Here is a 25,377-nt window from a genome sequence, read left to right as displayed (position 1 = left end):
TGGAGGGGTGGCACGCATGCCACCCTACGACGGGAGCGGCCGGCGGCGTGTAGGAGAGGCCCTCAGCCGCGCGCGACGCTGGCGTCGCGCTTCGCCTTCCAGGCACCCGCGATCACCAGCAGGCCGGGCACCAGGATCGTCGCCCAGATGATCTTGTCCAGGTTCTCCTTGACCCACGGGATGCTGCCCAGGAAGAAGCCCGCCGTGACGAGCCCGACCACCCAGATGCCGCCGCCGATCACGTTGTAGGCGGTGAACTTTCCGCGCGTCATCTGCGCGATGCCGGCGACGAAGGGAATGAAGGTGCGCATGAAGGGGAAGAAGCGCGCCAGGATCACCGTGATGCCGCCGTACCTCTCGTAGAACGCATGGGCGCGGTCGAAGGCATCGCGGTTGAAGAATCGCGAGTCCTCCCACTGGAACACCCGCGGCCCGAGCCAGCGCCCGATGGTGTAGTTGCACTGGTCGCCCAGCACGGCGGCAGCCCACAGCAGCCCGATGGCGACCGGGTAGCTCATGAGCCCCACGCCGCACAGCGCGCCCACCACGAACAGCAGCGAGTCGCCGGGCAGGAAAGGCATGACCACGACGCCCGTTTCCACGAAGATGACCAGGAACAACAGCGCGTAGACCCAGGCGCCGTAATTCGTCACGAACGCCTCCAGGTAGCGGTCGACGTGCAGGATGAAGTCGATGAGGAAGGAGACGAGTTCCATCGCCGGGATTATCGTTGCGGCCACCGCCTAGAATCGCCCGCAGATGAGCGCCGTCCTCTCCCCCGCCCCCCGCCGGCCGATCCGCGAGCTGCCCGACGAACTGGTCAGCCAGATCGCCGCGGGCGAAGTGGTGGAACGCCCCGCCTCGGTGGTGCGCGAACTGGTGGACAACGCGCTCGATGCCGGTGCGACGCAGGTTGCCGTCCGCCTGCTGGCCGGCGGCGTGCGGCTGATCTGCATCGAGGACGACGGCGCCGGCATCGCCCGCGAGGAACTGCCGCTGGCGCTCAAGCGCCATGCCACCAGCAAGATCGGCTCGCTGTCCGACCTGGAATCCGTCGCCACCATGGGCTTCCGCGGCGAGGCGCTGGCCGCCGTGGCGTCGGTGTCCGAACTGCACCTGCTCTCGCGCACCGCCGGCCAGGCCAGCGCGTTCCTGCTGGACGCGAGCAGCGGCGAGCTCCGCCCGGCGGCCCGCGCCACCGGCACGACGGTGGAAGTGAAGGAACTGTTCTTCAGCACCCCCGCGCGCCGCAAGTTCCTGAAGACCGACGCCACCGAGTTCGCCCACTGCCTGGAAGCGGTGCGCCGCCATGCGCTGGCCCGGCCGGACGTGGGCTTCACCGTCTGGCACGACGGCAAGCTGTGCGAGCAATGGCGCGCCGGCACGCGCGACCAGCGCCTGGCCGACGTGCTGGGCGAGGATTTCCTGGCGGAGAGCGTGGCCGTGGAGCACGCCGCCGGCCCCGTGCGCATCACCGGACGCGCCGGCATCCCCGACGCGGCGCGCGCCCGCGCGGACTGGCAGTACGCCTACGTCAACGGCCGCTACGTGCGCGACAAGGTGATCACGCACGCGGCGCGCAGCGCTTACGAGGACCTGCTGCACGGCCACAGGCAGCCCGTCTACGTGCTGCAGGTGTCGATCGACCCCGCGCGCGTCGACGTCAACGTGCACCCGACCAAGATCGAGGTGCGCTTTCGCGACAGCCGCGAAGTGCACCAGGCGGTGCGCCACGCGGTGGAGGCGGCGCTGTCGGCGCCACGCGCCGGGCGCGCGAACGAACCGGCGCAGCACGCGCTCCCGCCCGCCGGCGAGGCGTCCCCTCTCCCGGGCGCTCGCTTCGAAGGCTGGAAGCAGCCGGCGATCCCGTTCGTGCCGCGCAGCGGCGAGCCGGTGCGGGACCTCGCCGCCCTCTGGTCGCCCGCTGCTCCAACGCCCCGGACGGAAGAGAGCCCCGCCCCCGCCCGGCTGCCGCAGGGCGAATGGCCGCTGGGCCGGGCCATCGCCCAGCTGCAGGGCATCTACATCCTGGCCGAGAACGCCCATGGCCTGGTGGTCGTGGACATGCACGCGGCGCACGAGCGCATCGTCTACGAGCGCCTGAAGACGCAGATGGACGCGCAGGCGCTGCGCAGCCAGCCACTGCTGATCCCCGCCACCTTCCCGGCCACGCCGGCGGAGGTCGCCACGGCCGAAGCTGCGCAGGAGGCGCTCGAGGCGCTCGGCCTGCAGATCACCCCCTTCACGCCGAAGACCCTGGCCGTGCGCGCCGTGCCGACCACGCTGGCGCAAGGCGACCCGGTGGAGCTGGCGCGCAGCGTCCTGGCCGAGCTGGCGCAGCACGAAGGCAGCAGCGTGGTGGAACGCGCCCGCAACGAGCTGCTGGCCACCATGGCCTGCCACGGCGCCGTCCGCGCCAACCGCAAGCTGACCCTGGAGGAAATGAACGCCCTGCTGCGGCAGATGGAGGAGACCGAGCGCTCCGACCAGTGCAACCACGGCCGCCCGACCTGGCGCCAGCTCACGCTGCGCGAGCTCGACGGGCTGTTCCTGCGGGGCCGATAGGGGCGTGCGCCCAGGCTGCTCGTCCTTTACCGGGCGCAACAGCTGAACTTTCCGGGCCGTGGCAGACTCTGACCCGCCCATGCGCACCCGCCGTTTCCTCCTCTCGGCCACCGGCCTTGCCCTCACCGCCCTGCTGTCCGTCGGCTGCGCGACGCTCGACGAGCGGCAACGGGAATGGATCTTCCAGCCGGGCGATCGCGCCTGGGGCGGCAGCGCCCATTACGCCGAAGGCATGCAGGAGGTCTGGATCCCCTTCGAGTCGAAGGTGACCGGCAAGTCCTCGCGGCTGCACGGCCTGTGGCTGCCCGCCGAGGGGCAGCCCGCCACGGCCCCGGTCCTGCTGTACCTGCACGGCGCCAAGTGGAACGTCTCGGGCTCCGCGCCGCGCATCCGCCGCATGCAGGAACTGGGCTTCTCGGTGCTGGCCATCGACTACCGCGGCTTCGGCAAATCCACGCGCGAACTGCCTTCAGAAGACATGGCGTACGAAGACGCCCGCGCCGCCTGGGAATGGCTGGCGCAGGAACATCCCGGGCGCCGCCGCTTCGTGTTCGGCCATTCCCTGGGCGGCGCCATCGCGATCGACCTCGCCTCCAAGGTGGCCGACGAACAGGGCGTGATCGTCGAAGGCACCTTCACCTCGATCCCGGACGTGGCCAGCTCGATGAAGTGGGGCTGGCTGCCGATCGGCCCGCTGATCACGCAGCGCTTCGAGTCGGTCCGCAAGGTCGCGAAGGTCGACTCGCCGCTGCTGGTGGTGCACGGCGACAACGACCGGCTGATCGATTCCTCGCTGGGAAAGCGCCTCTACGAGGCCGCCACCGGGCGGAAGCACTTCGTGCTGGTCGAAGGCGGCTCGCACTTCAGCACCATGTCGGTCGGGCAGGCCCAGTACCGCCAGGCGCTGGCCCAGTTCTTCAGCCTGAACTAGCGCGCTGCAGCGCCGCGACCGCCGCGCGCACGTCGGCGATCGGCATCTGGCCGGGCGCCGAGGCCGCCCCGCCGACGGCGAACGTGAGCGCCGAACCGAACACGCCGCCGCAGACGCGGCTCACGGCACCGAGCTCGCCCATCGCCATGCTGATCACCGGGATGGGCAGCTCGCGGCTGGCCCGCAGGGTCGCGCCGAGCAGCCGGTGCACGTCCTCCAGCGACTGCGGCATGACCGCGACCTTGGCGACATCGGCGCCCAGGGCGTGGGCATGGGCGAAGCGCTCGCGCAGCGCCGCGTCGTCGGGCGTGCGGTGGAAATCGTGGAAAGACAGCACCAGAGGCAGCCCGCGGGCTCGCGCCAGCGCGCGAACACGCGCGAGCTCGGCCTCCGGCCCGGACATCTCCCAGTCCAGCAGGTCCACCAGGCCCTGGCTCGCGAGCGCCTCGTAGAGCCCGGCGACCTCCGCCTCGCCGATGGGAATGGACTGGCCCCCCTCGCGATGCGAGCGCCGCGTGAACAGGATCGGCAGGCCCTGCGCCGCCGCGCGCACGCGACGGCCGGCGGCCACCACTGCCTGCGCATCGGCAAGGCCCGTGAAGAAATCGACGCGCCACTCCAGCAGGTCGGGCTGCAGGGCCGCGACGGTCCGCGCCTCCGCCTCCAGCGCATCGGCATCGCGCGCCACCAGCGGGGCGCAGACGGCAGGCAGCCGCCCACCTGCAAGGGGGTGTCCGCGGACGACGATGGGTGATGGCTGCATTCCCGCTCCTGCGCATGGCGCGCGGGGCGGATTGTACGGAGCCTAGTTCGAGTGGTTGCCGCCGTCCGCGTCGGCTTGCGGGTGGGCGGACTGCGCGGCCTGGGGCTGCTGTTGCTGCTGCACGGAGCCGCCGCCCTGCGGCGACCCGCCGGCTTCCGTCCTGCGGAAGCCGAGTTTCTTCAGTTCGCGTTCGAGAAGCTCGCGGCGCACCGACATGGGCAGCGTTTCGCTGGTCCAGGTGTCGTCGCGATCGTTCGATCCGCCGGATCCATGGGCACTCATGCATGCATGTTGGAGGCGCGGCGTGGGACTTTACAGTCGAACGGGGCCGAGTTGCATGTGCGAATCGTCCGACAAGGACGTCAGCGGCTCGCCTGCGCAAACCGCCTACGGACCGGAGTTCTCGCGCGCCGTGAGGTCGCCGAACCAGGCGATGAATTCGGCGGTCTGGCCCTTGTCGAAGACGGCGTCGGCACCGAGGTCCAGGCAATGCTGGCGCACCCCGGGGGTGGCGTAGCTGCTGAACACGACGATGCGCCCGCCCTGCGGGTCGGCCTTGCAGCGCCGGATGACGTGCATGCCCGCGCCCTGCTCCAGCACCAGGTCGACGATGGCCACGTCCCAGCCTCCGGGATGCTCGTCCAGCCAGAGGTTGGCCTCGGCTTCGGTGCTGGTCGCCGCGACGATGGTGAACCCGCCGATGGAGGCGAGCATGTCGCCCAGCAAGCCGCGCATGCGATGCACGTCCTCCACCAGGAACACCCTCAGGTCCACTTCGACACTCCAAGCCAACGGGGCCCGATTGTCCCGCGCTGCGCGACGGCGCGGTGACCAGTGAAACCATTTGCATACACCCGCTGGCCCGGGGCCGCCCCGGGGCGTTCTGCTAACCTCGGCCGGGATGACCACCGCCGCGCCGCCTGCCGTGGTGGCGCTCGCCGGCCCCACGGCCTCCGGCAAGAGCGCCGCCGCCCTCGAACTCGCGCGGCGGCTGGACGCGGAAATCGTCAGCGTCGATTCCGCGCTCGTGTACCGCGGCATGGACATCGGCACGGCCAAGCCCACCGCCGCCGAACGGGCCGCCGTTGCGCACCACCTGATCGACATCCGCGACCCCACGCAGGCCTACAGCGCCGCCGAATTCGCGGCCGACGCGGCCCGGGCCGTGGCGGAGATCCGCGGGCGCGGGCGCCGCGTGGTGCTCGCCGGCGGCACCATGCTGTACTTCAAGGCGCTGTTCGAAGGCCTGGACGCGATGCCGCCGGCGGACCCCGCATTGCGCGCGGCCCTCGAGGCCGAAGCCGCGGCGCGGGGCTGGCCGGACCTGCACGCGGAACTGGCCCGGATCGATGCGCCCACGGCCGCCCGCCTGGCCCCCAACGACGCGCAACGCATCCAGCGCGCCCTCGAGGTGTACCGCGGCACCGGCACGCCGCTGTCCGCTTTCCACCAGGGCGCGGGGCGTTCCGGCGGACTGCGGCCCGACCTGTTTCTGTCGCTCGAGCCCACCGACCGCGCCTGGCTGCACGAACGCATCGCGGCGCGCTTCGACGCCATGCTGGCGGCGGGCTTCCTGGACGAAGTGCGGGCGCTGCGCGCGCGGGGTGACCTGCACGCGGACCTGCCCAGCATGCGTTGCGTGGGCTACCGGCAAGCCTGGGAGGCACTCGAGGGGCGATGGCCGCTGGACAGCGTGCGCGAGCGCGGCATCGCGGCCACGCGCCAGCTCGCCAAGCGGCAGGTGACCTGGCTGCGCGGCATGGCGGACCGGCAGGTGGTCCCGTGCGACGCGCCGGACGCGATGGCGCGGGTCCTGCGCGCCGCGGGGGTGCCCGCCTGATGCTGGAAGTGCAATCCCTCGCCAAGCGCTACGGCGACACGACGGTGTTCCGCGATGTCTCGCTCGCGGTGGCGCCAGGCGAGTTCGTCGCGATCGTGGGCGAATCGGGCGTGGGCAAGTCGACGCTGCTCAACTGCATGGCGGGACTGGACAGCTGGGACGCCGGCCGCGTCCTGGTCGACGGGCAGGACCTGTCCACGCTGGACGACGAGGCACGGGCCATCCTGCGCCGCCGGAAACTCGGTTTCGTGTTCCAGGCCTTCCACGTGCTGCCGCACCTGGACGTGGCGCAGAACGTGGGCCTGCCCTTGCTGCTGCTGCAGCGGCCGGACGCCCGCCGGGTCGAGGCGATGCTGGCCGCGGTCGGGCTCGAGGGGCTGGGCGGCCGGCTGCCGCAGGAGCTCAGCGGCGGGCAACTGCAACGCGTCGCCATCGCGCGGGCACTGGTGCATGCGCCGCGCCTGCTGCTGGCCGACGAGCCCACCGGCAACCTCGATCCGGCCACGGCCACGCGCGTGCTGGACGTGCTGCGGGCGCAGGCGCGCGAAAGCGGCGCCGCGCTGGTGCTGGTGACGCATTCGGAGGCTGCGGCCGGGCGGGCCGACCGCGTGCTGCACCTGCGCAGCGACGGGATCGCCTAGGCAGGCGGGTTCAGGCCCAGGCGCGAGGCGAGCACGCCGGTGGCGACGGAACCTTCGATGGTGACCAGGTCCCCGCTCTGCGCGTGCTTGGCGACCACCGTGGGCACGCTGGCGAACCCGAAGCGGTTGAAGAGCTCGGTGTTCTTGCGCACCGCTTCCTTCTGCGCGTCGGGGGCCCCCATCGCCGCGATGCCGCCCTGCTGGCCGCGCAAGGACTTCTCGTGCTCGTCCATCGCGGCGACCGGGTCGGGCGCGCCCAGGATCGCGGCCCCCTGCGGCGCGCTCTTGTCGTTCAGGAGCGAAACCGGGATCCAGACGAAGCGCGCCTGCGATCGCAGCGGACGCGCGGCCTCCCACAGGGCCGCGCAATGCGGGCACTGCGGGTCGAAGAAGACGTAGGCCACGCGCGTGCTCATCGTCGAGCCGACGTTGAAGCCCCTGGCTTCGGCGGCCACGACGTCGAGCGAGACCGGGGCGGCGGCAGCGGCCGGCTTGCCGGCCTCGCGGCTGCCTTCCCTTCCGCACGCCGCCAGGACGAACGCGCCGGCCAGGCCGGCGGCGAGCGTGCGGCGCTTCATGCCGGGAGGGCGGCGCGGCCGCCCAGCTGGGAGCAGTACTGCATGAGGTCGTTCACCTGGGATTTCAGGAAGACGGCGTCGGCCCCGAGCTTGCGGCAATGGGTGTGGATGCCGTCGCTCGCATAGTCGCTGAACACGACGACGTTGCCGTTGCCGCGCGCATCCGCGTACTCGCGGGCCTTGGGGATCACCGCCATGCCCGTGCCCTGTTCGAGCACGAGGTCGACGATCGCCAGGTCCCATTCCCCATGGTTCTCCGACAGCCACAGCTTGGCCTCGGCCTCGGTCGCGGTGGCGTTCACCAGCCGGAAGTCGCCGACGCTCGCGAGCAGGTCGCTCACGATGGCGTGGACGGGCTTCATGTCCTCGACCAGGAATACGCGGATGGTCACGGGGGTCCTTCGAATGCGATGTGATTCTAGTGTGTCTCCAGCCCGACCGTCACTGCGCGGCCTTGGCCTGCTCCAGCAGCTCCGTGACTTCCTCGAGTTCCTCCGCCGCCTGCTGCACCTTGCGTTCGAGTTCCGCGTTCTGGCGGATCGCCCATGCGACGTCATCGCAGCGGTCTTCCGGCGGCAGGTGCCGGTCGAGGGCGCCGTGGGTCAGGCCCAGTTCGGCGCTGGCGACTTCCAGGTCTCGCTGCACCTGGTCGGTCTTGGACTTCGCGGCTTCGATATGCGGGTTGGGCACCTGCGACATGCTGTTCCTTTTCTGGCCTTGGTGAGCGTGAAGGCTAGGGGCGGGCCGACGGCTCAGCCGTCAGGCGGCGGCCCGCGCGGGCGCCGGAACTCTCCGCCTCGCGACGGCGTACGAGCCCGCACGCGCGTCGGCAACGCGCAGGCACAGCTACCGCCGTTCTCCTACAAACCCGGACACGCAAGCTCACCATCATCGGGACACCCAGCAAGGGCCAACCAGCAAGGAGAACGATCCATGGCGACACGCGAGAAAGATGCCTGCGACCTGCTCGATGCAGACCACCGCGCGGTGAAGAAGATGTTCAAGGAATACGAGGACCTGACCAACTCCCGCGGCCGCACCGTCGCGCAGAAGAAGATGGACCTCGCCCGCCAGATCTGCCACGAGCTCACCGTGCACGCGCAGATCGAGGAAGAGATCTTCTACCCGGCCCTGCGCGCCGTCATGAAGGACACCGACCTCATCGCCGAAGCCGAGGTCGAGCACCAGTCCGCCAAGGACCTGATCGCGCAGATCGAAGGCATGGCCGAAGCCGACGAGATGTTCGACGCCAAGGTCACCGTGCTGGGCGAGTACATCGACCACCACGTGAAGGAAGAGCGCAACGAGATCTTCCCGAAGGCGCGTGCGGCCCGCAAGCTGGACCTCGTGTCCATGCGCGACGAGCTGATGGCGCGCAAGGAAGAACTGATGGGAGAGATGGCCTAAGGCCTGCTCCCCGCGCGGGCGCTGCACAATGGTGCATGCTCGCGCTGCTTGCGACCTATTCCTGGCAGGAAGTCCGGCACCACGCGTGGCGCAGCGCGGCCGCCGTGGTGGCCGTCATGCTGGGCGTGGCCCTCGCCTTCTCCGTCCACCTGATCAACGCATCGGCGCTGGACGAGTTCTCCAGCGCCGCGCGCTCCGCCGGCGGCCAGCCCGATCTCGAACTGCGCGCGATGCAAGGTGCGATGGACGAGGCGCTCTATGCGCGTGTCGCCGCCGATCCGGCCGTGGCGGTCGCCAGCCCCGTCCTCGAACTCCAGACCCTCGCCCTCACCCCGGATGGACGGCGCAGCACCGTGCGCGTGCTGGGGGTCGATGCGCTGGTGGTGGCGCAGATCGCACCCACGCTGGTGGCCATGCCGCGCGACGGCGCGGACCGGCTCGCGATCCTGGCCGCCGACACCGTCTTCCTGAACCCTGCGGCCCAGCGCCTCTTCGGCAACGCGGCACTGCGCGTGCAGGCGGGCCTGGCGCTGCGCGAGGTGAAGGTGGCGGGCACCACCAACGCCGGTGGCGGGCCGCTGCTGCTGATGGACATCGCCGCGGCGCAGGACCTGTTCGGCCGCAGCGGCCAGCTGACGCGCATCGACCTGCGCCTGCGGCCCGGCGTGGTGCAAGCCGCATGGTTGCGGTCGCTGCAGCTGCCGGCCGGTGTGCAGGCCGCCGATCCTGGTGACGCCGGCCAGCGCGTGAGCCAGCTGTCGCGCGCGTACCGCGTCAACCTCACGGTGCTGGCGCTGGTCGCGCTCTTCACCGGTGCCTTCCTCGTGTTCTCGGTGCTGGCCCTCAGCGTCGCGCGCCGCGCGCAGCAGCTGGCGCTGCTCGGCGTGCTGGGCCTGACCGCCCGCCAACGGCTGCGGCTGGTGCTCGCCGAGTCGGCGCTGCTCGGCACGCTGGGCAGCATCGCCGGCGTCGCCCTCGGCGCCGCGCTGGCCGCCGCGGCGCTGTCGCTGCTGGGCGGCGACCTCGGTGGCGGCTACTTCCCCGGCGTGCAGCCGCAGCTGCAATGGAGCACGCCGGCCGCGATCGCCTACGGCTGCCTGGGCGTGCTGGCCGCGGTCGTCGGCGGCTGGTTGCCGGCGCGCAGCGCGGCGCGCCTGCCGCTGGCGCAGACGCTCAAGGGGCTGGGCACCGCCCTGCCCCGCGGACGCCGCCACGGTCTCGGCTGGCTGGCGCTGGCGGGCGCCGGCGGCCTGGCGCTGCTGCCGCCGGTGGCCGGCATCCCGCTCGCCGCCTACCTCTCCGTGGGATTGCTGCTGGTGGGCGGCATCGCGGTCCTGCCCGGGCTGGTGGGCGCCCTCTACGACCGCATCGCGCCGCGGGTCGCGCAGCGGCTGCTGCCCATGCTCGCGGTCGAACGCGCGCGCCGGGTGCGCGAAAGCGCGGCGGTCGCGGTCAGCGGCGTGGTCGCCGCCCTCAGCCTCGCCGTCGCGCTGACCGTCATGGTGGCGAGCTTCCGCCAGTCGGTGGCGGACTGGCTCGACGTGCTGCTGCCCGCCGACCTGTACGTGCGCACGAGCAGCAGCACGGCCAGCGGCGACACGGCCTACCTGACGCCGCCGCTGGTGCAGGCGCTGGCCGACCTGCCGGGCGTGGAGCGCGTGGCCACGCAGCGCGTGCGCAACCTGCTGCTGGACCCGGAACGTCCGCCCGTGACGCTGCTCGCGCGCCCGATCGGCGCCGCCCACCGCGCGCTGCCGCTGGTGGGCGAGACCGCCAGCGTGCCGAACGACGCCGTGCCGGTCTACGTGAGCGAGGCGATGGTCGACCTCTACGGCGCCCGCCGCGGCGAAGCCCTGCCCCAGCTGGCGCCGGCAATGGGCGGCGGCCCCTTCGTGGTGGCGGGCGTCTGGCGCGACTACGTGCGGCAGACCGGCGCCATCGTGATCGACCAGGCCGACTACCTGCGGCTTACCGGCGACACGCGCATCAACGACGTGCAGCTGTGGCTGGCCGAAGGCGCTTCGGCCGACGACGTGCAGCGCCAGGCGCGTGCGCTGGTGGCGCGCGAGGCCGGCAACCCCGACCTGGTGGAGCTGGCCTCAGCCGCGGAGGTGCGCAGCATCTCCCTGCGCATCTTCGACCGCAGCTTCGCGGTCACCTACTGGCTGCAGGCCGTGGCCATCGCCATCGGCCTCTTCGGCGTGGCGGCCAGCTTCAGCGCGCAGGTGCTGGCGCGGCGCAAGGAGTTCGGCCTGCTCGCCCACCTCGGGCTCACGCGACGGCAGATCCTCGCGGTGGTCGCCGGCGAAGGCGCCGCCTGGACGCTGATCGGCGCGCTGGCCGGCCTCGGCCTGGGCATCGCCGTCGCCGTCGTGCTGGTGCACGTGGTCAACCCGCAAAGCTTCCACTGGACGATGGACCTGCTGCTGCCCTGGGCACGGCTGCTCGCGCTGTGCGCCGCCGTCGTCGTGGCCGGCACCGTGACCGCCTGGCTGGCGGGCCGCGCCGCGGCCGGCCGCGACGCCATCCTGGCCGTCAAGGAGGACTGGTGATGCGCCGCCGACCCTTGCTCGCCGCGCTGCCGGCGCTCGCCTTCGCCCGCCCGGCGCTCGGCCTGCCGCCGCGCCGCCTGGCCTTCCCGGCCGACCATGGCGCGCACCCCGACCTACGCACCGAGTGGTGGTACATCACCGGCCATGCGCAGGACGGCGACCGCATCTTCGGCTTCCAGGTCACCTTCTTCCGCTCGCGGGTGGATGCGGCGCAGCAGCTGCAGTCGCGCTTCGCCGCGAAGCAGCTGGTGTTCGCGCACGCGGCCGTCACCGACGTCCAGGGCGGCAAGCTGTGGCACGACCAGCGGATCGCACGCCAGGGCTTCGGCATCGCCGAAGCCGCCGAGGGCGAGGCGAAGCTGCGCCTGCGCGACTGGTCGCTGGCGCGCGAAGGCAATGCCTGGCATGCGGTGCTGGCGGCGCAGGGCTTCGCCCTCGACGTGCGCTGCACCGCCACGCAACCCGTGCTGCTGCAGGGCCGGCAGGGGCTTTCGCGCAAGGGACCGGACCCGTCGCAGGCCAGCTACTACTACAGCGAGCCGCAACTTGCCGTGACCGGCAAGCTGTCGCTGCAAGGACGCACGTTCCAGGTGACCGGCAAGGCCTGGATGGACCACGAGTGGAGCGAAGCGCTGATGCATCCGGACGCGGTGGGCTGGGACTGGATCGGCATGAACCTGCACGACGGCAGCGCCCTCACCGCCTTCCGCCTGCGCCGCAAGGACGGCGGCACGCTGTGGGACGGCGGGTCCATCCGCGGGCCCGCGGGTGCCGTGTCGGTCGCCGGCCGCGGCGAGACCGAGTTCATCCCGGGCAAGCGTTGGACCAGCCCGGCGTCGAACGCGAGCTATCCGGTGGAGTGGACGGTCCGCACGTCGGCGGGCATCTACGAAGTGCGCGCGCTGCTTCCCAACCAGGAGCTGGACAGCCGCGCGTCGACCGGTGCGATCTACTGGGAGGGCCTGTCCGACCTCGTCGACAGCCAGGGGCGGCCGGTGGGGCGTGGCTACCTCGAGATGACCGGCTATGCCGGACGGCTGCGCTTGTGACGCGCGGCGCTCAGAGCGACAGCGGCAAGGCCAGGTGGCGCTCGTACATCCTGTCGCGGTGCTCCAGCAGCACGTCGTCCAGCGCGGCATCCGTCGCCGGCTCGCGGAACGAGAACGCGGCGCGGGCGCCGGCGTCCATCGCGCACACCTCGTGCGGCAAGGGCCGCAGCATCGCGAGCACCGCCGCGGCGTAGATGTCCACCGCCGTGAGCGCCGCCCCCAGGAAGTAGTCGCTGCCGGCCGCCCGTTGCGCCTTCAGGCGGGCGGCGAACATCGCCAGCAGCCCCGCGACGCGCTGCGCCGCCTGTGCCCCGGCTTGCGGGCTGTAGCCGTACTTGCGGCCGATGTACGCGGCGACGTCCGGCTGGAACCCGCCTGCGCCCTGCAGCCCGGCGTGCACCAGTTGCAGCCGGCGTGACCAGGCGAGCCCCTGCTCCCCGACCAGTTCGTGCGCCAGGCCGAAGGCGAGCGCGCGGTCGGCCGGGTCGGCGGGAAGCAGCGGCGGCGCCGGCGCAATGCGTTCGGCCAGCAGCAGGATCTCGGCCCATCCCGAGCGCGGTGGCTCGTCGCCGTACACCGCAACCGGTGCATTGCGCTGGCCCGCCCATTCCTTCAGCGGCTTGCTGTCGTAGGCCAGGCGCACGGCGGTCCAAGGGATCCCCTTGACGCGGAAGATGCCCTTGGCGGCCTCGGACCAGGGGCTGGGGATGCCGCCCACCACGACCATCCGCAGGCCGGGTGCGGTGATCGCTTCTTCGACGCTGGCGTAAGCGATGTGCATGACCGCCATGCTAGCCGAGCCATTCCCGCGGCCGGCCGTAGGCACGCAACTACATGGATCGCCGCCACGGGCGGATGGGCGCCGCGACGACGCACGCTACCTTGGCGGGAAGACCCAAGGAGTTTCGAATGGCCCAACAGGACGCATGCACCCTGCTCGACGACGAGCACAACGAAGCGATCGCGATGTTCGAGCAGTACAAGGCGGCACACGACGCGCGCCGCCGACAGGTGATCGCCTCGGAAATCCGCCAGGCGCTCCTCGTGCACATGCAGATCGAGGAAGAGATCTTCTACCCCGCGTTCCAGCGCGCCACCGGCGACCAGGAGTTGCTCCAGGACGCGAACAAGGAGCACGCGGAGGCGCGCGAACTGCTCGCGAAGATCGAAGGCGACCGGCAGGACGCGCGGCTGATGCTGGAGCTGGAGGACGCCATCCTGCACCACGTGAACGACGAGCGCGAGAAGATGTTCCCGAAAGCGCGCGCGACGAAAAACCTCGACCTGATGGGCCTGGCGGACCAGTTGCAGGCCCGCAAGGCGGAGCTGCTGGGAACGGTGGCCGCTTAGGCAGCGCCCGACGTCACCCGCCGCGCTGGGCGACCACGCCCTGGTCGTGCAGCCTGCCGAAAGCCGCGGCGTCGATGCCCAGCAGCTCGTGCAGCACCTCCTCGGTGTGCTGCCCCAGCCGCGGTGCCGGTGCCGCCGGCAGGCGAGCGCGCGCCGAGAAGTCCAGCGGAAGGCCCGCCGCCAGCATCGGCCCGACACCCGCCTGCTCGATGGTGGAGAACATCGGGTTGGCGGGCGAGCATTCGGGGTCGTCGCGCACCAGCTGCGCGACGTCCTGGTAGCGGCCCCAGCAGACGCCCAGGCGATCGAACGTCGCCGCCAGGTCGGCCAGCGTGCGCCCGGCGATACGTGGCGCCACCAGTGCCGCCAGTTCGCGGCGGGCGCGGAAGCGGTGGCCTTCCTGCCCGAGGTCCAGCCCCAGTTCGGCGCCGAGGGCATCGACCTGCGCCTGGATGCCGAGCGCCTCGCAGAGCGTGCGCCACATCTTGGCGGTCAGCCCCACCACCATCACGCGCTCGCCGTCGGCGGTCGTGAAGTCTCGGCCGAAGGCGCCGAACAGCTCGTTGCCGTGGCGCTCGCGCGGCCGTCCCCGGCGCGCTTCCTCCAGGAAGCCCAGGTGGTTCATCACGGCCAGGCCCACGTCCTGCAACGCGAGCTTCACGTGCTGGCCCTCGCCGGTCAGCCGACGGTGGCGCTCCGCGGCCAGCAGTCCGACCGCGACCATCTGCCCCGTGACGAGGTCCCACGCCGGCAGGACGTGGTTGACCGCGCCTTCGATCCCCGGCTCGCCGGTGAAGTACGGCACGCCCAGGCGCGCGTTCACGGTGTAGTCGACCGCGGAGCCGCCGTGGCGGTCGCCCTGAAGCGTCAGCTGGATCAGGTCGGGTCGCCGCGCGCGCAGCTTGTCCGGGTCCAGCCAGCCACGCGGCGGGAAGTTGGTGAGGAACAGGCCGGCGTTCTCCCCGGGCGCGCAGGCCAGCGCCATCGCGATCTCGCGGCCTTGCGGCGACTGGAGGTCCAGCGCCACCGAGCGCTTGGACTTGTTGAGGCCGCACCAGAACAGGCTGGTGCCCTCTTCCGTCACCGGCCAACGGTGGTGGTCCAGCCCGCCCGCGAGCGGGTCGATGCGGATCACGTCGGCGCCCATCTGCGCCAGCGTCATGCCGCCCAGGGGCGCGGCGACGAAGGCCGCGGCCTCGACCACCCGCATGCCCGAGAGGATGCCGGGCGGCGTCATGCGGCCGCCGGCGCGAGGCCGAGCGCGCGTTCCATCAGGCTGCGCGCCACCACCTTGAGCGCCAGCGTCTCCTCGGCGCCTTCGAAGATCGACAGCACGCGCGCATCGACGAAGTAGCGGCTGACCGCCGTCTCCTCGGCATAGCCCATGCCGCCATGCAGCTGCAGCGCCTCGCGCGTGACCGTTTCGGCGGAACGGCAGGCCAGCAGCTTGACCAGGCTCGCTTCCATGCGGCCGTCGCCCCGGTCGACGCGGCGCGCGACTTCGCAGGCCAGCTGGCGGCAGGCCGCGAGTCGCGCGCCCATGCGCGCCAGCTTGGCCAGGGTCAGCGGGTACTCGACCAGCGCCTGCCCGAACACCTTGCGGTCCTCGCCGTACCGGATGGCCGCCTTGAGCGCCGCGCGCATGACACCGCAGGCGCGCGCCGCCGTCTGCATGCGGCCGCCCACCATGCCCGCCATCGTGAAATAGAAGCCCTGGCCGAGGCCCGCCCCGCCGCCGACCACGTTGGCGTCGGGCACGAAGAAGTCCTCGAACGACAGGTCGAAGGAATGCATGCCGCGGTAGCCGATGGTGGGAATGGCGCGGCCGCTGAGCGTGCCGCCGGTCTCCTGCCGGAAGACGAAGTCGTGGCCGTCGAAGGACGGCTTCTCCACCAGCAGCAGGCTCAGGCCCTTGTGGCCCAGCGAGCGGTCCGGGTCGGTGCGCGCCACCACCATCAGGACGCCCGCCTTGCCGGCGAAGGTGCACCAGGTCTTGGCACCGCGCAGCCGCCAGCCGCCCGGCACCCGGGTGCCGCGCAGCGTGAGGCCGGCGACGTCCGAACCGTGGTCCGGCTCGGTGATCGCGATCGCGCACAGCGGCTCGCCCCGGGCCAGGCCCGGCAGCCAGCGGGCCTGCTGTTCCGGCGTGCCGCCGGTCATCAGGGCACGCGCCAGGATCTCCGGCCGCGTGATCAGGCTGCCGGCGGCGGCCAGCGAGCCCTCCGACAGGGCCTCGGTCACCAGCACCATCAGCAGCGAATCCTCCCCGTCGTCGGGGGCGCTGCCGCCGAAGCGCCCCGGCACCGACAGGCCGAACACGCCCATCTCGCGCAGCGGCTGCAGCAATTGCTCCGGGATGGTCAGGTTGCCGCGATGGATCGCCTCGGCCTGCGGCGCCACCACCTCCGTGGAGAAGCGGCGGAAGCTGTCCTGCGCCATCGCGTGCGCTTCATCGAGCGGATAGCTGCCGACCTCGCCGTCGGCCGCAGCGACAGCGCGCCCCGTGGCGGCCAATGCTTCGGCGCCGCTCGCCGCCAGGCGCAACGCATCCCAGCGGGGATCGTCCCGCACGGCCCGCAAAGGCGCAAGTTCGAGGCCGAGGTCCAGGAAGATCGCGTCGAGCCGCGCGAGCACGGCAGCGGCGGCGTCGCTGGCGAACAGGAGGGCCAGGCGGACGTCCAGCCCGCTGGACTCCTCGTGCAGCAGCGCCAGGCCGGTCTCGGCGGCGAGCAGCTCCGCGCCGGCCCAGGCCAGCTCGAACGAAGCGACCTGGTGCGCGTCCAGCCGCTCGCCGGAAAGGCGGCCGCCCGGGCCGCTGCAGCGTCCGGCCAACGCGACCGTGGCAACGTCGAACGCGCTCCGCAGCGCTCCGAGGACATGGCGCGCGGCGGCGGCGTGGGAAAGGGGTGCGTCTTGCATCGGGGGCCTGTCGCCCGATTCTGCACCGGCCGCGGCGACCGCCGCCTACGCCACGGTGCGTGGCAGGCGCCCCCCGGCTGCTCGGCCGGATGGCATCATCAAACGATGCTTCTCTTCCAGTCCGCCAAGCACGAGCTGAAGGCGGGCCAGGACCGCCTGCGCGCCCTGGCCGCCAACACTTCCGCCGTCGTCTGGCACACGGCGGCGGACGGCGCCGTCGCCCAGCGCAACCCCTCCTGGGAAGCGTTCACCGGCCAGTCCGCGCAGGAAAGCATGGGCTGGGGCTGGACCGATGCGGTCCACCCCGACGACCGCGAGCTGCTCATGGAAGAGTGGCGGACGGCCGTCGAAGGCAGCCACGGGTTCGAGACGATGTACCGCTTGCGGCGCCACGACGGCGAGCACCGGTACATGCTGGCGCAGGGCACGCCCGTCACGCAGGACGGCAAGGTGCGCGAATGGGTCGGCGTGTGCGTCGACGTGACGGAAAGCCGCAAGGCCGAACTGGCGCTGCGCGAGAGCGAGGAACGCTTCCGCTTCCTCGACCGGCTGGGCCAGGCCACGCGGGCGCAGACCGATGCCACCGACGTCATGGCGACCAGTGCCCGGCTGCTCGGCGAGTACCTCGGGGCCACTCGCTGCGCCTATGCGGACGTCGAGGCCGACAGCAACCGCTTCACCATCCGCAACGACTGGACGGCCGAAGGCGTTGCGTCCAGCGCCGGCGCCTATTCGCTGGACCTGTTCGGGCCGCAGGCGACGTCCAACCTGCGCCAGGGACGCCACCTCGTCGTGCGCGACGTGGACCGCGAGCTGGGCGACGAAGGCGGCGGGCGCATGTTCAATGCGATCGGCATCAAGGCCGTCATCTGCGCCGGCCTGGTCAAGGGTGACCGGCTTGTCGCGATGATGGCGGTGCACCAGGCGACACCGCGCGACTGGACGCAGCAGGAGATCAGCCTGATCACCGAGGTCGTGGAACGCTGCTGGGCCCACATCGAACGCGTCCGCGACAACGCCATCCTGCGGGAGCAGGACCGCCGCAAGGACGAATTCCTCGCCACGCTCGCCCACGAGCTGCGCAACCCGCTGGCGCCCATCAAGTACGCCCTGGCCATGATGCGGCGCGCGCGCGATGCGTCGCAGGTGGAGAAGGCACAGGACGTGATCGATCGGCAGGTGTCGCAGATGGCGCGGCTGATCGACGACCTGCTGGACCTGTCGCGCATCAACCGGGGGCTGGTGGAGCTCAAGCGCGAGCGGGTGGGCGTGCTGCAGCTGGTGCAGTCGGCGCTGGAAGTCGCGCGGCCCGGCATCGAAGCGGCGGGCCACGCGCTGCAGGTCGAGCTGCCGGCGGAGGACCTCTTCGTCGACGCCGATCCCACGCGCATCGTGCAGGTGATCAGCAACCTGCTGGGCAATGCGGCCAAGTACACGCCCGACGGCGGGAACATCCGGCTGTCGGCGGCACAGCGCGACGGCCACGTGGTGATCGAGGTCCGCGACAATGGGATCGGCATCCCGCCGGAGCAGCAGGGGCAGCTGTTCCAGATGTTCACGCAACTGCAGCACAGCACCGCGCGTGCCAAGGGCGGCCTGGGCATCGGGCTGTCGCTCGTGAAGACGCTGGTGCAGATGCATGGCGGCAACGTGTCCTCGTCCAGCGCGGGGCTGGATGCCGGCAGCACCTTCACCGTGGAACTCCCGCTGGCCGCCACCGCCGGCGCGACGGCGCCCGCGGACATGCGCCCTCCCGAACCCCGGGCCACGGGCGGCATGCGCATCCTGGTGGTGGAGGACAACGAAGACGGCCGCCAGATGCTGGTGGCCCTGCTGCAGATCCTCGGTTACGAGGTCGATTCGGCACCGGACGGCGCGCACGCGCTCGAGGTCGCCGGCCGCTTCCAGCCGCGCATCGTGCTGCTGGACCTGGGACTGCCCGTCATGGACGGCTACGAGGTCTGCCGCCGGTTGCGCGAGATGCCCGAGATGCGGGGCGCGGCGATCGTGGCGCTCACCGGCTGGGGCGCCGAGAAGGACCGTGCCCGCACGGCGCAGGCTGGCTTCGATGCGCACCTGACCAAGCCGGTCGAGCCGCAGACCCTGCAGCAAACCCTGGACGGCTATGCATGATCGCGCGCGCCACCAGTGGCTCGGGCTGGCCGGATGGCTGGCGCTGTGCTTCGTCGCCGCCGGCCTCGGCGCGATCGCCTCGGCCCAGGCCGGCAGCTTCTACGGCCAGCTCGCCAAGCCGGCCTGGGCCCCGCCGGCGGGCGTCTTCGGTCCCGTGTGGACGACGCTCTACGCCCTGATGGGCATCGCGGCCTGGCTGGTCTGGCGGGAACAAGGCAAGCCCCGCGCCGCGGCGCTGGGGCTGTTCGTCGTGCAGCTGGCCGTCAATGCGCTCTGGTCCTGGCTGTTCTTCCGGTGGCAGATGGGCGCCGCCGCCTTCGCCGATGTGGTGCTGCTGCTGGTGCTGATCGTCGCCACCGTGGTGGCGTTCTGGCGCCTGCGCCGGCTGGCCGCGCTGCTCCTGGCTCCCTACCTCGCATGGGTCGCGTTCGCCACCGCCCTCACCTGGTCGGTCTGGCAGCGCAATCCCGCCATCCTGGGCTGACGCTGTTGGCATCAGGCGACGCCGGCCGCGGCGCCGCCCGAGTTTGCCGGGACAATGGATGAGCCACATCCCCGGAGACGTCCCATGTCCAAGGCCCTCACCCGCGCGGTCGTCATCGCCGCCGTCGCGGTCGCGCTGGCGGCCCTGCTGAACCCTTCGCCCGAACGCCATCGCGACAAGATCCGCGAGGCGACCGGCGAGCGCAGCCAGGTGGCGCGGGTGCTCGGCCTGGGCTCGCTGAAGGCTTTCGCGTCCTCCTATCACTCGCTGGGCGTCGCTTCGTACACGACCGCGGGCGAGAAGACGCTTTCGGTGGGCGCGTTCGGCCTCGTGTTCGTGCGCGACTGAACAGGCGCGCGCGCGTACGATGTCGGCATGCAGCCGCGCATCACCCTGATCACCCTGGCCGTCGACGACCTGGAACGCTCGGTCGCCTTCTATCGCGACGGCCTCGGCCTGCGCACCGACGGCATCGTCGGCCGCGAGTTCGAACACGGCGCCGTCGCCTTCTTCGAACTGGCCCACGGCCTGCGACTGGCCCTGTGGCCCCGCACCAGCCTCTGCCACGACAGCGGCTTGCCGGCCGGCCCGCACGGCACGACCGACTTCGCGCTGGCGCACAACGTGGCCGTGCGCGACGAGGTCGATGCCGTCATGGCGGAAGCCGCCCGCGCCGGCGCGCGCATCGTGAAGCCCGCCGTCGACACCTTCTACGGCGGCTATGCCGGCTACTTCCAGGATCCCGACGGCCACCTCTGGGAGGTCGCGTGGAACCCGGCCCTGCTCCCGGCATGAACGACGACCTCCCGCCGCTGCCCGACACGCCCGCGGGCCGCTACCGCCACTACAAGGGCGGCGAGTACGAGGTGATCGGCGTCGCGCGCCACAGCGAAACCCTGGAGCCGCTGGTGGTGTACCGCCCGCTCTACAACGCCTCCGGCCTGTGGGTCCGTCCGCACGCCATGTTCTTCGGCGAGGTCGAAGCCGGAGGCCAGCGCCGCGCGCGCTTCACCCTGCTGGATTGAGCGCGGCGGCGGAGCCGTCCTACAAGCCGTGCGCCTGCGCGCGCCGAAGATCAGGGCACAACGACGAGAGGTAACCGATGGCGCTGCCGCATGCGCAACACATGGACATCATCAACGTCGCGCCGCTCGGCGAGCAGCTGCACGGCACGGTGAGCACCAGCCTGATCAAGACGAACCGCATCCAGCTGCTGCACCTGGTGCTGGGACCGCACCAGGATCTGCCGATGCACCACGTGGACGACGAGTGCACGATCCATTGCCTCGAAGGCGACGTCGAAGTCGTCACGGGCTCCGGCGTGCGCCGCCTCAAGGGCGGCAACGTGGTGGTGCTGGAGGCCCGGCAGCAGCATGCGCTGCGGGCGCGCGCCGAATCGGCCGTGCTGGTGACGCTGCTGCTGCACGGCGGCGATGCCGGAGACCAGGGCGGCGCGGGGCACCGGCGCGATCCGGACAAGGACACGCCGACGAAGGCCTAGGACGGCTGCGCCTCGTGCACCTCGAGGTCCAGCTCGCCGGAACGCAGCTGCAGCCGCTCCGTCATGGCCCCTCAGGTGACGACGATGGGGTCGCTGCGCGTGATGATCATGGTGTGTTCGTACTGCGCCGAGAGGTTGCCGTGCGCGCCCACCAGCGTCCAGCCGTCGGCGGTCTCCTGCACCACGCGGCTGCGCGTCGAGAGGAAGGGCTCGATCGTGATGACCATGCCCTCTTCCAGGAGGCGCCGGTCCGCCGGGTCGAAGTAACCGGGGATGTGCTCCGGCGCTTCGTGCAGGGCGCGGCCCACGCCATGGCTGCCGAGGTTTTCGATGATCCGGAAGCCGTACGTCCTCGCCGTGCGCTCGATGGCGGCGCCGATGCCGCGGATGGGCCGGCCCGCCCGCGCCTGCTTCATCGCGTTCTGGAGGGCGGTGCGGGTGGCGTGGCAAAGGCGCGTCTTCTGCGGCGTGGTCGGTGGCACGACGCGCGTGCCCCCGGTGTCGGCGAAGTAGCCACCCAGCTCCGCGGACACGTCGACGTTGAGGACGTCGCCAGGCTGGATCACCCGGTCGCCGGGGACCCCGTGCGCGGCCTCCTCGTTGATGCTGATGCACGTGGCCCCCGGGAATTCGTAGGTGAGCCGGGGCGCGGACCGCGCGCCGTGTTCCGCGAGCAGCTTTTCGCCCAGGGCATCCAGCTCGCGCGTGGTCATGCCGGGTTCGGCGGCATCGAGCATCTCGTGCAGCACGTGGGAGACGATCCGGCCGATGCGCTTGAGCGCAACGACGTCGTTTTCGGTTTCGATGGTCATCCGTGTTCCTTAAGGAAAGTCAACGCACCCGCGCCGCGACGGCCACGAGTTCGAGCTGCAGGCCAGCCGCCAGGCCTGCCTGGAAGCACGCCCGCTGCGGCCAGTGCTCGGGGTTGGGGCCGATCCATTCCACCCAGCGCCGGTCGAAGGCGTCGCGTTGGCCGATGTCGGCGAGCAGGACCTGCAGCGACAGCAGGTGCGTCCGTGCGGAACCCGCTTCGCGCAGGTGCGCATCGAGGAGCTGGAGGCTCTGGGTGACCTGGGCGTCGAACGGGGCGGTCGCATCGGTGGCGTTGGCCACCGTCCAGACCCGATCCCCGTGCGCGACGATGCGGCTGCGGCCCTTGCCGCTGCTTGGCCAGCGTTCGATGTCCATGTCCTGCTCCTAGTTCACCGTGGCTCACGGTCGGTGGATCGTGTTGCATAGGCCGCCCTGACCTTCCTGAGAGCGAACAACATCATCGCGCCCCCGACGACCGCCCAGACCACCACGAGGATGGCGAACAGCATCGGATCCGCGTCCAGGCTGACGGAGATCCGCGATCGGCGGCTGAACATCGGGACCTTCTGCGTGACGAGGGCGCTGCCGGCGAGGAAGATGCCGAAGGCTCCCAGCGGAGCCACGACGAGGCTCCACAAGGTGATCTTCAGGCGATGGGCCCACGTTGCCGCCCTGCGCGAGCGTTCCGCATAGCGGCTGAACGTGCCCTGCACGAGGAAGCCCAGCATTCCCAGGAGCGCCGTACCCAGGCAGAGCGGCAGCCCGATCAGCAGGAACATGCCGGGGAAGGTGCCGATCAGGTGGGCCCGGAAAATCCACACCAGCGTGAGCGGAGGCGCAAGGCACATCGCCCAGACGGCGCAATAGCCTGCATATCGGAACCGGTACGAACTGAGCGCTTCGGAGCGACGACGAATCGGTCCCATGTCAGCGGCGGTGCATGGCGCCGACGGACTTGTCAGCGCCCTGCGTCTGGCCAGTGATCACCTGCCTCGAAGGGGAAATAGAGCTCGCCGGACGCCTGCGCATGGCAGTAGTTTAGGCCCAGCCCCGACATGATGGATCGCACAGCCGGCGGGCCGGCGTACACGACGACGTCCAGCAGGACGTCGTCCGGTCGGCCGAAGAGCGTGATCTCGCATGCTTGCTCCTCGCCGTTGAACGGACCGGAGGCGAACACCAATCCGTCCGACTCGGTCCAGCGGAGTCCCCGCAGCACCCGGTCGAGTGCGGCTTTCACCTCGTCGCGGCGCCCGAGCGGCTGACGGTGCTCGTGGGCCCACCCGGTCAACGGGCCGAGTCCTTCGGCGGCCCGGAACAGGCTGAGGGTGAACGGCATGTCATGTCCCCAGGAAACGGGTGCGGGCGCTCAGTGGCACGGTTGCTCCCAAAACGCGAACAGGCCATCCCGCCCGGACGAGTACGGCGCCAATGGCGATGACGATCCAGGGCATCATGGTCCACCTGTGCGCGAACATGGGTGAAGCCTACCGCATGGGCGCCGCAACACCAGCCTCTTGAAATGCGAGCCTCGTGGCGGCGTGAAGCTCGGGCGTCATCTCCGCGGCAGGAAGGTACGGACCAGGGCAGCGAGTCCGATCACGGCGAGCGCAGGGTAGACCACAAGAAGGTCGATGCGGATGTTGCATTCGCCGCTGCACAGGACCCGCGTCAGCATCAGGTGCTCATACGCACCATAGGCAAGCCAGAGTGCCGCCGCAGTTGCGGCGAGCGATTGTCTTCGCCATGCCCAAAGCCCCGCGAATCCCGCCGCCACCGGCAGGACGGCCCATGGATGCGAGACGAAGATCGCCACAATGTTCATCTCTCTTGCACCGCGGCGTGCAAGCTCCGGCGTGGGAGCAGTACCGCCATCGCCACGACCTCCCTGGCCAGGGAATAGGCGTCGCGAAGCTCGAAATACTCCGCGTGGGCGGTCCCCGGAACCTCTACCCCGTGCCGTTGCAGCAGCAGGCGCAGCCTGGGCACGTGGAAGAACTGCGACGCCGCGAGCGCGGTACGGAACCCGCGCTGCTGCATCATCGCCGCGGCATTCCGGGCCGTCGCCTCCGTGTTGAAGCCACGTCCGTCCTGCAGGATCCGGTCCGCCGGAACACCCTGCCGAACCAGGTAGTCGCGCATGGCGACGGACTCGTCCACGCCCTCGGCCCCCACCGCACCGCTGACGAGCACAGCCTGGCAATCCCCGGCACGATAGATGTCGACGGCCACGTCGAGCCGCGCCTGGAGCCGGTTCGACAGCGTTCCATCCGGGTACACCGTGTTGCCCGGGACCACGACCACGTCGACCTTGGCCGCGCGGTCCGCCATGCCGCAGGCGGAGATGGCCGCCGCAGCAGACAGGAAGCAGGCTCCGAGGAGCAGGACGAACCACGTGAGGGAGCGAGCGGTACGGGACATGGGGCGGCTGTCAACGTGGGAGCGCGCAAGCCGGCACGAAACCTCCGGACGGCAGGATGGCCATCGTCGCACCGCCCTCGACGCGGACATGCCATTCCATTGCGTCCAACCATGCGTCGTACTGGCCGAGGCTCATAAGGGATGTCTGACGCCAGAATGGACCGCTTCACTCCGCAGGTCGATGGGACCTGCCACTCCGCCGAAGTACAAGAGTCCGAGCTTCGCTCGCCAGCTCAGAAAGGCTCCCACGATAGAGCCAGATGATGCCGCACATTCCGTACAGAGACAAAGACGCCGGAAAGTTGGCCGAGCGCATCAGGTCGAGTGCAACGGGGTTCACGAAATGCCAGTAGATGGCGTAGCAGCCATCCACACTGAACCACGTGGCAAGAAGCATGGCGGGCCACATCCTCCATCGGCGCTCGAGGAGCACACGCATGCTCCACGGGGCGGAGACGTAGGCGAAGAATGCCATGATGAAGCTGATCGGAACGTCCCAGTCCGGAGCATTCTCATGGTACGAGCCAGCAATGAGGAGCGCAATTCCGGCCGACAGGGAGGCCAGCTTCCATGGCCGGAGGTACTCGGACACGTTCAACTTGTCGCGGAGTGTCGTTCGCAGGGCAACCGGGTTCATGCGGCGGAAGGTGAAGGTGACCGGCGACCGACAGAACCGACCGGAGGCGTACGCCGTTGCGCATCCGCGTCGATCGACAAGTTGGGGCGCAACTCCACCGTATTAGCGATTGGGAGAGCGCGACTCGTAGCCGGTCTTCAGTCGATTGTCGAACGTGGGGTCGCCGCTCGGCTCGTGAATGTAGATGGTTCCCGCTTCAGCCTGAAGTATGGCACCCACAATCGCTCCTCCAATGACAGAGCCTGTTACGGAAGGACCTACAGGCTGGCCTGATGCGATCCGGTTCTGGCTATAGGCAAGTGAGTATTGATCGAGGTCGCTCGTCGTTCTGAGGACGTTATCTCGGATGATGTATAGACGGGGAACATCGGAGGCGTTCTTCGGAACCCAGATGCCACCAGCGAATAGTTGCGCCGGAGTCGTCCCACTTCGCGCCCAGATCGGCCGGCCGGCGCCACGGTAGAAGGTCCCAAGCGCATTCTCCTTCTCGGCTACGTATGACCCCGGCATCAGTCCATACTCCCAAGAGACGTTGAATGCTCCTTGCAGCCGCACAAAGGAAGCCCTTTCAGGCATCGAGATGACTTCAGATGCGATCGGAGCCAGAAGATTCTCGGCAGGCGGAGGATTCGTCGCACACGCTGAAAGCAGCATCGCGGCGGCGACAAGCGTGATGAAATTCAAGAACACCATTGCTCAGCCTTCTCAGTGCAAGTTGTCCGTCCCGCGTCGCCCGAACGTCGGAGTTGACCGGCGACCGGCGGCCGGGGAAAAGGACCGAAGTGAAGCGAAG

At 70.7% G+C, this 25,377-nt stretch carries 32 protein-coding genes; 14 read left to right on the top strand and 18 right to left on the bottom strand.

Annotated features, from left to right (window positions below; translation table 11 throughout):
* Positions 1-62 precede the first annotated feature (62 nt).
* Complete coding sequence (locus IM787_RS14280; protein WP_193677355.1) at positions 63-716, bottom strand: VTT domain-containing protein; 654 nt, start codon at positions 714-716, stop codon at positions 63-65.
* Positions 717-759: 43 nt separating this feature from the next.
* Between IM787_RS14280 and mutL the strand changes: the two genes are divergently transcribed.
* Together mutL and IM787_RS14270 are read left to right on the top strand one after the other, a co-directional pair.
* Entirely contained in the window at positions 760-2,565 is a 1,806-nt protein-coding gene (gene mutL, locus IM787_RS14275; RefSeq protein WP_193677354.1) for a DNA mismatch repair endonuclease MutL, read from the top strand.
* A 79-nt stretch (positions 2,566-2,644) separates the two neighbouring features.
* Positions 2,645-3,496, top strand: a complete 852-nt coding sequence (locus tag IM787_RS14270; protein ID WP_193677353.1) for an alpha/beta hydrolase — start codon at positions 2,645-2,647, stop codon at positions 3,494-3,496.
* On the opposite strand, the gene aroD is transcribed toward IM787_RS14270, so the two are convergent.
* From aroD to IM787_RS14255, 3 genes are all read right to left on the bottom strand, one after another.
* Complete coding sequence (aroD, locus tag IM787_RS14265) at positions 3,483-4,259, bottom strand: type I 3-dehydroquinate dehydratase (protein WP_193677352.1); 777 nt, start codon at positions 4,257-4,259, stop codon at positions 3,483-3,485. The genes IM787_RS14270 and aroD overlap by 14 nt on opposite strands.
* A 42-nt stretch (positions 4,260-4,301) precedes the next feature.
* A complete protein-coding gene (locus IM787_RS14260) occupies positions 4,302-4,541 on the bottom strand; it encodes a hypothetical protein (protein WP_193677351.1) in 240 nt (79 codons plus the stop codon).
* A gap of 105 nt (positions 4,542-4,646) precedes the next feature.
* Positions 4,647-5,051: a response regulator gene (locus tag IM787_RS14255; RefSeq protein ID WP_193677350.1), complete on the bottom strand. Its 405-nt coding sequence runs from the start codon at positions 5,049-5,051 to the stop codon at positions 4,647-4,649.
* A gap of 109 nt (positions 5,052-5,160) precedes the next feature.
* Between IM787_RS14255 and miaA the strand changes: the two genes are divergently transcribed.
* Together miaA and IM787_RS14245 are read left to right on the top strand one after the other, a co-directional pair.
* Positions 5,161-6,099 (top strand): tRNA (adenosine(37)-N6)-dimethylallyltransferase MiaA, encoded by a 939-nt coding sequence (gene miaA, locus IM787_RS14250; RefSeq protein ID WP_193677349.1) that lies wholly within the window; start codon positions 5,161-5,163, stop codon positions 6,097-6,099.
* Complete coding sequence (locus IM787_RS14245) at positions 6,099-6,740, top strand: ABC transporter ATP-binding protein (protein ID WP_193677348.1); 642 nt, start codon at positions 6,099-6,101, stop codon at positions 6,738-6,740. The genes miaA and IM787_RS14245 overlap by 1 nt, the downstream gene beginning before the upstream one ends.
* Here the strand turns inward: IM787_RS14245 and IM787_RS14240 are convergent.
* The 3 genes from IM787_RS14240 to IM787_RS14230 are packed head-to-tail and all read right to left on the bottom strand — an operon-like array spanning position 6,737 to position 8,017.
* Complete coding sequence (locus IM787_RS14240; protein WP_193677347.1) at positions 6,737-7,318, bottom strand: thioredoxin domain-containing protein; 582 nt, start codon at positions 7,316-7,318, stop codon at positions 6,737-6,739. The two genes, IM787_RS14245 and IM787_RS14240, sit on opposite strands and share 4 nt — an antisense overlap.
* A complete protein-coding gene (locus IM787_RS14235; protein WP_193677346.1) occupies positions 7,315-7,710 on the bottom strand; it encodes a response regulator in 396 nt (131 codons plus the stop codon). The genes IM787_RS14240 and IM787_RS14235 overlap by 4 nt, the downstream gene beginning before the upstream one ends.
* A gap of 49 nt (positions 7,711-7,759) precedes the next feature.
* A complete protein-coding gene (locus IM787_RS14230) occupies positions 7,760-8,017 on the bottom strand; it encodes a hypothetical protein (RefSeq protein ID WP_193677345.1) in 258 nt (85 codons plus the stop codon).
* Positions 8,018-8,251: 234 nt separating this feature from the next.
* Here IM787_RS14230 and IM787_RS14225 point away from each other — a divergent pair, with 234 nt between their 5' ends.
* The 3 genes from IM787_RS14225 to IM787_RS14215 are packed head-to-tail and all read left to right on the top strand — an operon-like array spanning position 8,252 to position 12,326.
* Positions 8,252-8,725, top strand: coding sequence for a hemerythrin domain-containing protein (locus IM787_RS14225; protein ID WP_193677344.1), 474 nt, complete (start codon positions 8,252-8,254; stop codon positions 8,723-8,725).
* 35 nt (positions 8,726-8,760) lie between these two features.
* The gene (locus IM787_RS14220) at positions 8,761-11,277 is read left to right on the top strand and encodes an FtsX-like permease family protein (RefSeq protein ID WP_193677343.1); all 2,517 of its coding nucleotides are present in this window, start codon (positions 8,761-8,763) and stop codon (positions 11,275-11,277) included.
* Entirely contained in the window at positions 11,277-12,326 is a 1,050-nt protein-coding gene (locus IM787_RS14215; protein ID WP_193677342.1) for a lipocalin-like domain-containing protein, read from the top strand. The genes IM787_RS14220 and IM787_RS14215 overlap by 1 nt, the downstream gene beginning before the upstream one ends.
* A gap of 10 nt (positions 12,327-12,336) precedes the next feature.
* On the opposite strand, the gene IM787_RS14210 is transcribed toward IM787_RS14215, so the two are convergent.
* On the bottom strand, positions 12,337-13,107 hold the full coding sequence (locus IM787_RS14210) for a glutathione S-transferase C-terminal domain-containing protein (RefSeq protein WP_227494379.1): 771 nt from the start codon (positions 13,105-13,107) through the stop codon (positions 12,337-12,339).
* A 128-nt stretch (positions 13,108-13,235) separates the two neighbouring features.
* On the opposite strand from IM787_RS14210, the gene IM787_RS14205 reads away from it, so the two are divergent.
* Positions 13,236-13,676, top strand: coding sequence for a hemerythrin domain-containing protein (locus tag IM787_RS14205; RefSeq protein WP_193677340.1), 441 nt, complete (start codon positions 13,236-13,238; stop codon positions 13,674-13,676).
* A gap of 13 nt (positions 13,677-13,689) precedes the next feature.
* On the opposite strand, the gene IM787_RS14200 is transcribed toward IM787_RS14205, so the two are convergent.
* Positions 13,690-14,913 (bottom strand): CoA transferase, encoded by a 1,224-nt coding sequence (locus IM787_RS14200; protein WP_193677339.1) that lies wholly within the window; start codon positions 14,911-14,913, stop codon positions 13,690-13,692.
* A complete protein-coding gene (locus IM787_RS14195) occupies positions 14,910-16,595 on the bottom strand; it encodes an acyl-CoA dehydrogenase family protein (protein WP_193677338.1) in 1,686 nt (561 codons plus the stop codon). The genes IM787_RS14200 and IM787_RS14195 overlap by 4 nt, the downstream gene beginning before the upstream one ends.
* 105 nt (positions 16,596-16,700) lie before the next feature.
* Here IM787_RS14195 and IM787_RS14190 point away from each other — a divergent pair, with 105 nt between their 5' ends.
* The 6 genes from IM787_RS14190 to IM787_RS14165 all read left to right on the top strand — a co-directional run bounded on the left by IM787_RS14190 (position 16,701) and on the right by IM787_RS14165 (position 20,713).
* On the top strand, positions 16,701-18,728 hold the full coding sequence (locus tag IM787_RS14190; protein WP_193677337.1) for a hybrid sensor histidine kinase/response regulator: 2,028 nt from the start codon (positions 16,701-16,703) through the stop codon (positions 18,726-18,728).
* A complete protein-coding gene (locus IM787_RS14185; RefSeq protein WP_193677336.1) occupies positions 18,721-19,212 on the top strand; it encodes a TspO/MBR family protein in 492 nt (163 codons plus the stop codon). Before IM787_RS14190 ends, IM787_RS14185 begins: the two co-directional genes overlap by 8 nt.
* An 84-nt stretch (positions 19,213-19,296) precedes the next feature.
* The gene (locus IM787_RS14180; protein ID WP_193677335.1) at positions 19,297-19,560 is read left to right on the top strand and encodes a hypothetical protein; all 264 of its coding nucleotides are present in this window, start codon (positions 19,297-19,299) and stop codon (positions 19,558-19,560) included.
* A gap of 27 nt (positions 19,561-19,587) precedes the next feature.
* Positions 19,588-20,007, top strand: coding sequence for a VOC family protein (locus IM787_RS14175; RefSeq protein ID WP_193677334.1), 420 nt, complete (start codon positions 19,588-19,590; stop codon positions 20,005-20,007).
* On the top strand, positions 20,004-20,237 hold the full coding sequence (locus IM787_RS14170) for a DUF1653 domain-containing protein (RefSeq protein WP_193677333.1): 234 nt from the start codon (positions 20,004-20,006) through the stop codon (positions 20,235-20,237). Before IM787_RS14175 ends, IM787_RS14170 begins: the two co-directional genes overlap by 4 nt.
* 101 nt (positions 20,238-20,338) lie before the next feature.
* Positions 20,339-20,713, top strand: coding sequence for a cupin domain-containing protein (locus IM787_RS14165; RefSeq protein WP_193677332.1), 375 nt, complete (start codon positions 20,339-20,341; stop codon positions 20,711-20,713).
* 71 nt (positions 20,714-20,784) lie between these two features.
* Here IM787_RS14165 and map read toward each other — a convergent pair whose 3' ends face one another.
* The 8 genes from map to IM787_RS14125 form a co-directional block, all read right to left on the bottom strand.
* Entirely contained in the window at positions 20,785-21,525 is a 741-nt protein-coding gene (map, locus tag IM787_RS14160) for a type I methionyl aminopeptidase (RefSeq protein WP_193677331.1), read from the bottom strand.
* Positions 21,526-21,544: 19 nt separating this feature from the next.
* On the bottom strand, positions 21,545-21,901 hold the full coding sequence (locus tag IM787_RS14155) for a Rid family hydrolase (RefSeq protein WP_193677330.1): 357 nt from the start codon (positions 21,899-21,901) through the stop codon (positions 21,545-21,547).
* A 14-nt stretch (positions 21,902-21,915) separates the two neighbouring features.
* Complete coding sequence (locus IM787_RS14150) at positions 21,916-22,305, bottom strand: hypothetical protein (protein WP_193677329.1); 390 nt, start codon at positions 22,303-22,305, stop codon at positions 21,916-21,918.
* 179 nt (positions 22,306-22,484) lie between these two features.
* Entirely contained in the window at positions 22,485-22,865 is a 381-nt protein-coding gene (locus IM787_RS14145) for a hypothetical protein (RefSeq protein ID WP_193677328.1), read from the bottom strand.
* 216 nt (positions 22,866-23,081) lie between these two features.
* A complete protein-coding gene (locus IM787_RS14140; RefSeq protein ID WP_193677327.1) occupies positions 23,082-23,342 on the bottom strand; it encodes a hypothetical protein in 261 nt (86 codons plus the stop codon).
* 5 nt (positions 23,343-23,347) lie between these two features.
* Positions 23,348-23,947: a YdcF family protein gene (locus IM787_RS14135; protein ID WP_193677326.1), complete on the bottom strand. Its 600-nt coding sequence runs from the start codon at positions 23,945-23,947 to the stop codon at positions 23,348-23,350.
* A 166-nt stretch (positions 23,948-24,113) separates the two neighbouring features.
* Entirely contained in the window at positions 24,114-24,584 is a 471-nt protein-coding gene (locus IM787_RS14130; RefSeq protein ID WP_193677325.1) for a hypothetical protein, read from the bottom strand.
* A gap of 102 nt (positions 24,585-24,686) precedes the next feature.
* Positions 24,687-25,277, bottom strand: coding sequence for a hypothetical protein (locus IM787_RS14125; RefSeq protein ID WP_193677324.1), 591 nt, complete (start codon positions 25,275-25,277; stop codon positions 24,687-24,689).
* Positions 25,278-25,377: the final 100 nt, after the last annotated feature.

Source organism: Ramlibacter pallidus (genome assembly GCF_015070875.1).
GTDB classification, from domain to species: Bacteria; Pseudomonadota; Gammaproteobacteria; order Burkholderiales; family Burkholderiaceae_C; genus Ramlibacter; species Ramlibacter pallidus.
Note: the sequence above shows the minus strand (reverse complement) of the source record. Positions and strands in the feature narration are given on the sequence as shown.